Source organism: uncultured Bradyrhizobium sp. (assembly GCF_964252615.1).
GTDB lineage: Bacteria > Pseudomonadota > Alphaproteobacteria > Rhizobiales > Xanthobacteraceae > Bradyrhizobium.
The window spans coordinates 80,310-89,714 of the sequence record NZ_CAXUNQ010000014.1 but is presented as its reverse complement, the minus strand read 5'-3'; the positions used below and the strand labels follow the sequence as shown (position 1 = coordinate 89,714).

General features: G+C 55.6%; 8 protein-coding genes. 4 read left to right on the top strand and 4 right to left on the bottom strand.

What is annotated here, in order from left to right; all coding sequences use genetic code 11:
• Positions 1–1,045: 1,045 nt before the first annotated feature.
• The gene (locus tag ACFE72_RS10430; RefSeq protein ID WP_375413011.1) at positions 1,046–2,356 is read right to left on the bottom strand and encodes a tyrosine-type recombinase/integrase; all 1,311 of its coding nucleotides are present in this window, start codon (positions 2,354–2,356) and stop codon (positions 1,046–1,048) included.
• 313 nt (positions 2,357–2,669) lie between these two features.
• On the opposite strand from ACFE72_RS10430, the gene mobC reads away from it, so the two are divergent.
• Positions 2,670–3,122, top strand: a complete 453-nt coding sequence (gene mobC, locus ACFE72_RS10425) for a plasmid mobilization relaxosome protein MobC (protein WP_375413010.1) — start codon at positions 2,670–2,672, stop codon at positions 3,120–3,122.
• Positions 3,119–4,390 (top strand): relaxase/mobilization nuclease domain-containing protein, encoded by a 1,272-nt coding sequence (locus tag ACFE72_RS10420; RefSeq protein WP_375413009.1) that lies wholly within the window; start codon positions 3,119–3,121, stop codon positions 4,388–4,390. The genes mobC and ACFE72_RS10420 overlap by 4 nt, the downstream gene beginning before the upstream one ends.
• Positions 4,391–4,607: 217 nt before the next feature.
• On the opposite strand, the gene ACFE72_RS10415 is transcribed toward ACFE72_RS10420, so the two are convergent.
• Positions 4,608–4,979, bottom strand: a complete 372-nt coding sequence (locus ACFE72_RS10415) for a hypothetical protein (RefSeq protein ID WP_375413008.1) — start codon at positions 4,977–4,979, stop codon at positions 4,608–4,610.
• A 535-nt stretch (positions 4,980–5,514) separates the two neighbouring features.
• Here ACFE72_RS10415 and ACFE72_RS10410 point away from each other — a divergent pair.
• Complete coding sequence (locus ACFE72_RS10410) at positions 5,515–6,840, top strand: type IV secretory system conjugative DNA transfer family protein (protein WP_375413007.1); 1,326 nt, start codon at positions 5,515–5,517, stop codon at positions 6,838–6,840.
• Positions 6,841–6,897: 57 nt separating this feature from the next.
• On the top strand, positions 6,898–7,752 hold the full coding sequence (locus ACFE72_RS10405) for a hypothetical protein (RefSeq protein WP_375413006.1): 855 nt from the start codon (positions 6,898–6,900) through the stop codon (positions 7,750–7,752).
• Positions 7,753–8,209: 457 nt separating this feature from the next.
• Here ACFE72_RS10405 and ACFE72_RS10400 read toward each other — a convergent pair whose 3' ends face one another.
• Both ACFE72_RS10400 and ACFE72_RS10395 read right to left on the bottom strand, forming a co-directional pair.
• Positions 8,210–8,335 (bottom strand): hypothetical protein, encoded by a 126-nt coding sequence (locus ACFE72_RS10400; RefSeq protein WP_375413005.1) that lies wholly within the window; start codon positions 8,333–8,335, stop codon positions 8,210–8,212.
• A 369-nt stretch (positions 8,336–8,704) separates the two neighbouring features.
• Positions 8,705–9,301: a tyrosine-type recombinase/integrase gene (locus ACFE72_RS10395; RefSeq protein WP_375413004.1), complete on the bottom strand. Its 597-nt coding sequence runs from the start codon at positions 9,299–9,301 to the stop codon at positions 8,705–8,707.
• Positions 9,302–9,405 lie beyond the last annotated feature (104 nt).

Here is a 9,405-nt window from a genome sequence, read left to right as displayed (position 1 = left end):
ATCGAGATGGAGCTAAAAGCAGCTTAAACATGTCCACTTTTTCGGGGGAAGATCAGTATTTGTCGTGTCCAAAGTGCCCACTAATCCGAATGCTCCTTTAACCGATACGCGTTCGGAAGGATTGGCCCGTTCTGAACCAAAAAAATCCTATCGTATTCCTAAGGCTGACCAGAAGGCAGTGTCCGCACGTGCGCCTGGGACGATACAAGAGATAAACCTTAAAGGTGACGATCTCAGTCATGATGATCTGGATCATGTGATAATCTCGCCGACGCACGCGGCGCGGGAGTTATTTGGACCACGGCGGCTTCTTGATCCAACTCTGCGGCATTTGCTCAATCCAAATAATGAATAGTTGCGAGCGAAAAGATTACTCGCTTGCCAGAGGGTCAGCGGCGCGTTGAGCGTGGGCGACAGCGGTGACGATTGAGCGCGTGTCTGCTTTCAGATGTCACGCGCGTGCGCAAGGCCGCGCACGGCGCATCGCTTAAGTCCAGCCCGGCGCAGAGGAACCGCGCGAAATTCGGCGACCAACTCTTCCATGGCATACCATTTCGTCGCAAAACATTTCTGATCAAAGCTGCGGTCGAACTGGGCCGTCTCGCAGCGAATACTCCGAATGCTCCGAGTCTATCATGTGCGCGTTCCTCCCTAACGCGAACGCAGCAGACGGTAAGCGTATCGAAAAATGCTCGTAATCAAATTTGCAGTAGTGCACCGGATAGACGGTGGCATAACTTGCTTGAGCTCTTTCGTCGCGGAATCTTTGCGAAGCTGTGTTTACAGATTGAAATCCACTCTGTTGCTGTGCCGACGATAGATCATTTTACGAGGGACAATTAATTGACGACTGACTCATGGCTATACGAGAATCACGGGGTCTTAAACCTATTGAGCGCACAGAACGTGCATTGCTGCTTCTCGCGTATTTCATCGACTTGGACGGCGACGTTCACCTTCCAATGTTCGAAAAATTCGAAGCCGAACTAGCCGAACTCAAACAGGCGGAGACGGCGCGCCAGCGAGCACGCCGTCTACTAGACGCTTACAGTCGTGACGGAGGCCGAAAGGCGGTCGCCGACAAGAACTTGAGCTTTAATTCAAGCGACGGTCCCTTGCCATATTTGGGTTTGCCGGTGCGGTGACCCATAAGGCTGTCGATCAGACTGTCGGGGGCCTCGGCGGCAATCAAGCGATCTTTGAAGCTGTGCCGGAGCGAATACAGCGAGTGTTGTTTTGTAGGACGCAGGCCGTGCCCCTCAAAATACTTGTTTACCAACGCCGAGAATGATGCCGACCTGTCCCGATAATGAGGGAATCCGCTTGGCCTTAACTTCATGGCGGCCAACGCAGCGCCGACAAGAGGAATCTCGCGCTTGGAATCTTCCGTCTTGAGCACTCGACCGTCCGGAAGGATTTCCACGTATGGGATAGGCGCATCCAAGTGGATCGCGTTAGGCTGAAGGTTCAAGGCTTCGGAGGGCCGCAAACCGGTGTCGGCAAGCACATAGATGATCAAGCGCGCGTCCTCGTTCAATCCCTCGAGCGCTCCATCAGCAAGCAGACTATTTTGAATGAACGACGGTTCGAAGGGGCTTCTCACATTATCGACCTCGCCCTTAAGCCGAAGTCCTTTAAAGATATCAGGCAGATTTTGACGGCGGCGGATGCTCATCTCCTTCAGCATCCGGCTCAGCATGCCCATCGATTTGTTGGCGGACTTTGCGGTGCACTCCCCTGTTACGACGCGCTCTCGCCACCATTCGCTGTAGTCGATCGCATCGTCATGAGTGAGTTCGGCGATGGGTTTGTCGCCGACCAGATCGACCAGCTCACCCACCACGCGCCTGCGGCCGCCCCGCCAGACCCGTAGCTGGTTGCGCGAGAAGTTTTTCGTTTCATCCTTAGTGGTCGTTTCGTATTCATCAAACAGTTTCGAGAGCAAGATCGAGGGCCGCTGCGTCGTGCCAAGCAGCGCAGTGCGCGCTCCCTTATCGTTTTCCAGACCATTTGCGAGAATGGCTTCCAGACGCTCGACACGCTTCTCCCATGGCGCCAACAGGAGCTGCGGATTGTCGAGATATTCGAACCCGAGGGATCGGGCACGCCGCCGGGCCTCGTCGTAGGTTCTGATCGCCTCGTCGCACCCGTTCCCGGCAAGCTCGCGCCAATGGGCCTCAAGCTCGCTATTCAATCGATCGGCAACCCGCGTCGCCCTTCGGCCTGTTCGATCGTTTGCAACGCGAACCTTGGTTGAGTGCCGAACAATCCCGCGCCGGTCGAACTCTGCGAACTCGACGGGAACGCGGCGAACGAAATGCCAAGTGCCATCGCGCCTTGTGAGGAAATCAGGCATGACCCCCTCCCAGGTTGGACGTTTTGTTAGACGTTTTGTTGGACGGACGGGCGGGCAGCGGTGCTCTCCAAGCCGAATTGCTCGGCCGGATTTTACCCCTGCGCTCCTGCTGACAGGCCGTAATTCTTGATATTTTCAACTTTTGTGCCTCCGGTTGGAGGCACTTCGGGCGGCGGTTGCTCAAACCGAATGGCGGAGGGGATGAGCATCGAATGGCGCACTCAGAAGATGAGTGTTCGAACCTTTTCCAGGCGTTAGAGGACTGGAACCATCAGCTCAAGCAGGCGAAAAAAGACTTCGGAGGATTGCATTTATGAGCAATCCCCCATCAGGACGGCGGGAGCGCTCTGCGCCGCTGTCTATCCGTTTCACGGAAACCGAAAAGGCCCGCCTTCAAGATAAGGCCGGTAGCGTCCCACTCGGAACGTTCATCCGCCAGACGATGCTGGACGACGGTATGACGCCGCCGCGTTGGTCCCGGCGGTCATACCCCGTGAAGGACGGCGAGGCCCTGGGTCGGCTTCTCGGGCTGCTGGGTCAATCCCGCATTGCCAACAACCTGAACCAACTAGCCAAGGCCGCGAACCTTGGAACCTTGCCGGTTCTCAAGGAGACGGAAGACAGCCTGAACGCCGCCTGCGCCGGGGTGCTGGAGATGCGGCGGTTGCTGCTGACGGCGCTCGGCATCGTCATCATGGATCAGGCACGAAGCGGTAAACCGTTGTCCGCTTCCTTTGCCGAGAAAGCCGACGGGAGCCGGTCGTGATTCTGGTCGGCTCCCAACGCGGCGGCGCGCGGCAGCTCGCCGCGCACCTGCTCAACGACCGCGATAACGACCACGTCACGCTGCATGAGCTGCGCGGCTTCATGGCGGACGATCTGCAAGGGGCGGTAGATGAAATCCGCGCCGTCGCCAAGGGCACCCGCTGTACGCAAGTCCTGTTCTCCCTGAGCCTGAGCCCGCCCAAGGACGCTGCGGCGGGAATCGACGACCTGGTCGATGCGGCCGACCGCGCCGAACAGGCGCTTGGTTTGGCTGGTCAACCGCGTGCTTTGGTAATTCATGAGAAAAACGGCAGACGGCACGCGCATGCCGTCTGGTCGCGCATCGATGCAGCAGAAATGAAGGCGGTCAACCTGCCGTTCTTCAAGACCCGGCTCAATGAGCTCTCACGGGAATTGTATCTCGAACACGGCTGGGAATTGCCGGACGGGCATAAGACCAACGGGTGGAAGAATCCGCTTAATTTCACGCTTGCGGAATGGCAGCAGGCAAAGCGCATCAGTCTCGACCCGCGCGAGATCAAGCAGCTATTCCAAGAGGCTTGGCAGCAATCGGACAATCTGCCGAGCTTCAAGAACGCGCTGGAAGATCGCGGCTACTTCCTCGCCAAAGGTGACCGGCGCGGATTCGTGGCGCTCGACATTCACGGCGAAGTCTTCGCGGTGGCGCGCTGGGCCGGGATCAAGATCAAGGACGTGCGCGCCAGACTCGGCGAGCCGGACTGTCTGCCTGATGTCGATGCCCGGCGCGACGAAACCCGCAAGCGCCTGAACGCAACCCTGCGCTCCCATTTGGCAAAGGACAAGCACGCCAAACAGGCGGAGGTAGGGTCTCTGTTGAGAGCAAAGCAGGCCATCGTCGTCGCGCAGCGCAACGAACGCCTTAGACTGGATAAAGGCCTACGCGACCGCCACCAACGAGAGACCAAAGAGCGAGCCGGCCGTTTCAAGCGGGGATTGGGCGCGGTGATGGATTTCCTGACGGGCAAGACCGCAGCGACAAAGCGCGCAAACGAAGCGGAAGCCTATCGCAGCTTCGTCCGGGATAAAGCCCAGCGCGAAGCGCTGTTCGGCGCACAGATGAAAGAGCGACAGGCGCTGCAACAGTGTCTTGACCAGACCTGCGCCCGGCATAGTCAGGAACGGATGCGGTTAACGCGGCAGATTACACACGTGCTCAAGGCACCCATACGATACGAACAGGAAGCCCAGCGATCGAACCACTTGCGCGGATTTGAGATGGATCATTAGCAACGGTGAAGGAAGATGAAGATAAACATTCTCGTTCTGATGATTTCAACGATGCCACAACCTCCTCAGACCCGCATAGTCGATCGTCCGTTCGGCACTGCGCTTGGCAATCCGGCATGCGCTGCCAACCCCCTATCATCATGGCGATCCTGATCAGATTCGATAGAGAATAAAGCTTATATATTCTTTTTGAACTATAGCGGAGCCGTCGTAACGCTCACATTTCGAAATCGTCACCTAGTTCTTTGGACTTCTTTGCGTATTTACCCATCAAAAGCTTCTGCGCATCATACTTCTCGTTGCGTGCGAGCTGGCAAGATTCCTCTTTGGCTATCTGCGCTTTCGCCTCCTTCAATGGAGTAGGTTCCAGCCGATCAAACTCTTTAGGCTTTACTTTTTCGGGAGTGATGTTTCGTAAACTTTTCGTCGGTGGACGAGGTGGATTAAAGGAACTTTGCGTCCCCATTCCCATAGTAGGAGCGGCAATGCCCCGAGGCGTCGCATCTCTGCGGGCCGCGAATGAAGGTTTAGGGTCGTGACCGGCGTTTCCATGGAGTTGCTTCCCGTTTTCAGGATCATCCTCCGGCATGCTTACGTTCCTATACTAGGTCCTAATTGCCTTAGCGCTAGGAACTCTCAACATACCATTGTACGAGCTAGATGCAAGTTCTAGTCGCCTTCGGGAATGGCCTCTGGCATCCAGTCTGGACGGGGTAACCCCTCATTTTCCCGATGCTCTACTGCCCAATGTACCCACCAAGCTAACGCGTTCGAAAGAGGGGTATCCCCGCGCATTAAGTCGCAGTCTACGATGTATGCTTCTACATCAGCACCTCGATCAGCCAGCCAATCGAGGTAGTCCCAATAAATATGCCAGAGCACAACGATTTCCGCCTGACCAAGAGCGTTCTTGACCGTACGGCCTACAAAGGCTTCACTCTCTGTCACTCCCAAAGCTTCCACATTTCAGTTTATCACGCTTTTTCATCGGTTCGCAACTTACGGGGTGATCTATGAGTGTGCCCTTTCCCCCTCGTGGCAGCGGTGATCCCGCCAGGCAAGAAACGGCACCCGCGGAAATCTGGGGGCATCCAGGTTCGTTAGGAGCGAGTTGGAATTGGCGTTTGGGAAAACTTCTTCTCGGCTGCCATGAAGATAGGCTCATCGGCGACCCCGACAGAAAAGACTTTTCGGGGAAGGTTGGAGAGGGCGATGATCGTCACGTGGTTACAGTCGCTGGCTCTCGATCTGGAAAATCATCGACAGTCTTAATCCCGAACCTGCTTCGATATCCGGGCTCTGTGATCGTCATCGATCCCAAGGGCGAGTTGGCAACACGGACGGCACAAGCAAGAGCCTCTATGGGTCAACAAGTCTTCGTTCTTGATCCGTATGAAACGTCAGGCTTCCGTTCAGGAAACTACAACCCGCTAGACGAACTCGACCAATCTTCGGCGACATTTATCGATGACGCGGCCCTTGTCGCTGACGCGCTGATTATTGGCAACGAAAAGGACCCTTACTGGACAGATGCGGCCCGAAATCTAATAGACGCATCCATTCTTTACATGGCGGCGACCAAGGGGGAGCTTTCACTTCCACGACTCCGGCGTTTGTTGCTGGGCGGAGAGGGAACACTTGGACGCCCCGAGTCGGATCGGGACAATCCCGACGACTACTTGTTTGTTCGCATGGCCGTGATGGATGCGTTTGACGGATTGCTCGCTCTTTTAGGCCGCGCTCTATTGCAAAAAACAGAAAAGGAGATGGGTTCCATCCTGTCGACGGCTCGTGAGCAGCTTAAATTTCTTGATTCGCCATTAATGGGCGCGGTTCTCAAATCATCGGATTTGCGAATACAATCTATCAAGCATTGCCCGACAACTGTGTATCTCTGCCTGCCCGCCAGTCGGCTTGCAACTCACTTCCGATGGCTTCGACTTGTTGTCACGCTTGCGCTCATCGAACTCGAACGGGACCCCACAGTGCCGGTGCACCCGGTATTGTTTCTGTTAGAAGAATTTGCTGCCTTGGAATATATGCGTCCCATTGAACGCGCTGTGGGTTTCTTGGCCGGCCATGGTGTTCGCCTTTGGGCTGTCTTGCAGGATTTATCTCAGCTTCGGACCGCCTATCCAAAGTCCTGGGAAACATTTCTGGGAAATGCTGGCGTACTGCAGGCGTTCGGCAATTCGGACCTTACTACGACTGAGTACTTGTCGAGGCGCCTCGGTCAGACGCAGTATCTTCACATGGAACGAGGCCGCACCTCCTCGGCAGGAATTGCCTCTGGAAACATGGGATACAATGAATCTTTACGCGACGCACCGTTACTGGCTTCCTCAGAAATAACGTTCCATCTTGCACGCGAGACAAACAGACAAATGTTGCTCGTACCCGGACGTCCTCCGATCTACTGTGATAGGCTTAGGGCGGAAACAATCTCATAATTCGAATATACCTGAAGGTGCCTTGTGACCGTCGCTCCGTGGACAACAGGAATCTCTATGACTGGTATTGGCACGAATGGGCCTGAGCTAGGAAGCGGGCAGCGGACCGGTAAGATCGTCATAGTCGGGTCGGCGCTTACTGTTCTAATCATAGGAATATTTCTAGACCCGATCCTGGTGTTGATCGTGCTTCCTTTCGCACTGGTAGCAACTTCGTATTTTAGCCATTTTGCAGGGTGGCCGCTGCTACAGAAAATCTGCGCTTTGGTCGCCGCAGTAATTCCGATTGTGCTGGCATCAGTTATATTTTTCAGAACCGGAAAATTTCCGTTTCTGCCATTGCTTTTAACCTCTCTAATTTCCTGGGGATGTGGCGTTTTAGCTTATAAGCCTGAAATATTACAACATTTCACCGGCAAATTAGCATTCGCAATGAAAGCTCTTCTGTTTCGAGAGGATCAATCAAAAACTGCCTCTGGTTCACGGAACAATTTTACTCACCACATTACCTCGCCCAAGCTTGATCCAAACCCATCCTACAGGCCTGTTTTTGCAAACACTTCACGTCACGCTATTGAAGGTGTCGGGACCGTTTTCAGTGTTTCATGGACGGACTTTTCGCAGTTACGTTTCGCAGATCGCTACCACCTGTTGCCTATTTCACTTGTTTCCAGCGGGTATGCATTGGTTGTCGGCCTTCCATCAGCCATGTACTTCGGCATTACTATGCAGAGCGTATTTATCGCGATTATAGTCGCGACAATAGGATTATGGACTTACAAATTTGTTCATGAACGCTATCGCTTCAGCTCCAGATCAATTTCGTTTTTCCCCGACGGATCAATTTCGTTCCGCAACCCTCCTTCTTATCAGGCGGGACGAACTGTGAATGGCAAAGATTTCAACATCTAGGATGGATTGAAGCGGATCACTTCGATCGAATATACGAAAACAACAGATTGGCTTTGGGTTGAAGCCGACCGCGTATTCGGGATCGATCACTGGTACGAAGTACATATTTTTCTGGGAGATGAATGGAGAATCTCCGTCTCCCGTAATCTTGGGTCTAGAGATCATGCTCATCAGGTTACTGCCCATCTAAACAAGCTTTATTCTCATATTACACGCCCGCAGCCACGGGCGGCCGGGCCATCTAATCGGGTTGTCGATTAGCTCAGCACTTTAGGGGGTGTTGGCAACGCGTTGACAGATATTCTGCACCTCGCTTCGTCTTCTCGCGTCAGGTCCGGAAGTTAAAGTTAGCCATAAGAGGGTCATTGATGCCCACCTGTCTCAGACATCTGGTTCCTGCCCGGAATTCTGCGCATGCTGACTCGGCCTGCGATCGGATAGGCATCAAACCGGAGGTTCATGCCCTGCCGTCCTTGTTGGCCCAGCCCGCGCCGACGCGAATCCATTTCGCGGTCTCGCCTTCGCCGATCACCTGCCAGATCAGGTGGGTGGGTTGGCGTCCGGAAGTGTTCTTGCTGGTCATCGGTGTCTCCTTGCTTCGGTTTGCTCGGCAGGCCCTTTGCCCGTCCTTGATGGGGGCCACTAAAGCCGGGACCAATGGCCGGGCGTCACACGCTTGCGCGTCAGCGCAACCGCAAGGGGCGGAGCTGCACAAGGCGTAAGCCGCGGAAGCGAGCCGCGTTGACGGACGGACGGTCCCGGCTAGGACCGCATCCTGAAGGGACGGACCAGGGACGATCGGGGCCGATTCGAAGACGCCGTGTTAACTGCGACTACTTGCGCCAATACAATCTGGATTCTTTTCATGGCAGATGGCGACAGCAAGACGTTCGATCCTGAGTGCCTGGCGATCTACATCACGCAGCGCCGGTTCGGACTGCAAATCCATCCATCAGTCCGCCCACATTCTGATAGCGATTTGACGTTCCTCTTCGCCCATGGCCTGGAGATAGATGGCGGTCGTTTCCATGCGCGCATGGCCGAGCCAGCGCTGGACGAGATTGAGCGGCACGCCCGACCGGATCGCGTGAAGGCCAAAACCGTGCCGCAGGCCCTTGGGCGTCGCATGCAGGCCGTGCGTGATGCCCGCGTCGTTCATGACGCCCTTGATCAGTCGCCACGCGCGGCAGCGCGAATAGGGCCACAATCGCGCCTCTCGGCTCGCCGCGTCCAGGCCGTGGACCCGGTAAAGACATGCGATCAACGCGTCCGGCACCGGGATCTCGCGGATTACGATCGCCCTGGTCCGCTTCTTCAAGGAGCGGATCGCGATGAACCCGGCCGACGCTTCGACGGACTCTCCCGTCAGTGCCAGCGCCTCGGAGATACGCGCGCCGGTATAGGCCAGGGTAAGACAAAGGGTCATCACGTCCTGGCGTTCGCAACGGCGCGCGGCTTCCACGAATCGCGTCCGTTCGTCCTGGGTCAGGTATTTGCGCCGGCCTGATCCGCCGTAAAGGCTGCCCGCGCGCAGAGCATTCGCGGTCATGGCCGTCTCTCCGGCGGCACTGACGCACCGCATTGTAGCGAAACACTTCTCGTTATTCTGTCACCTTGGTTGCAGCCCTTCGTCTGCAAGGAGTTTGCCGGTGT